Here is a 708-nt window from a genome sequence, read left to right as displayed (position 1 = left end):
ATGGCCATCCAGTCGCCGGTGATAACGAAGGATTGCCGACGCGGGAACAACTGGCGGTATTCCAACAGAACGCATAATATTGGTTGTGGGATTCCCACAAACGGGCCGCCCTTTGGGACGGCCCCTACGTGCGGTCCTATGGGACCGCTGCGGCCTGCGACCTGCGTTAATGACCCCTGCATCAATTCGCATGATTGGTGCAAAACGGCCCCATTAACCGTGAATAGGACATGGCCGATCGGTGTGGAACGGACGCCCCACGTGGACGCCCCTACGAAAATGGGTATAAAAACATGTAGGGGCTCGCACGTGGCGAGCCCGCCCGGAATGATGGTGGCAAAACGTTCATCAGTTGTGAAAAGGAGAGAAAATCATGGATAAATTAGATGTTGTTAAGAAAATTCAGGAAATCGGCGTCGTCGCTGTCGTTCGAGGCAAGACACCGGAAGAAGCGATGATGATGTCCGAAGCCTGCATCAAAGGTGGCGTCACGGCCATTGAACTGGCTTTCACGACGCCGCGGGCTCATGAAGTTATCGAAGCCCTTTCCAAGAAGTATGCCGATAATCCCGACGTCCTCATCGGCGCCGGTACGGTCCTCGATGCCATTACGGCCCGCATCGCCATCCTCGACGGCGCCCAGTTCATCGTATCGCCGGCCCTGGATGTAGAAACAATCAAGCTCTGCAACCTGMTATCGCGTGGCCT

The 708-nt window shown here is 55.6% G+C and carries 1 pseudogene; it reads left to right on the top strand.

The annotated features are described in order from the left end of the window. Positions 1–373 precede the first annotated feature (373 nt). Positions 374–708, top strand: a pseudogene (locus tag NM10_RS12810) (bifunctional 2-keto-4-hydroxyglutarate aldolase/2-keto-3-deoxy-6-phosphogluconate aldolase); the annotation flags it as partial.

The sequence above is a fragment of the Megasphaera sp. NM10 genome (assembly GCF_000417505.1).
Lineage (GTDB): Bacteria > Bacillota > Negativicutes > Veillonellales > Megasphaeraceae > Megasphaera > Megasphaera intestinihominis.
Note: the sequence above shows the minus strand (reverse complement) of the source record. Positions and strands in the feature narration are given on the sequence as shown.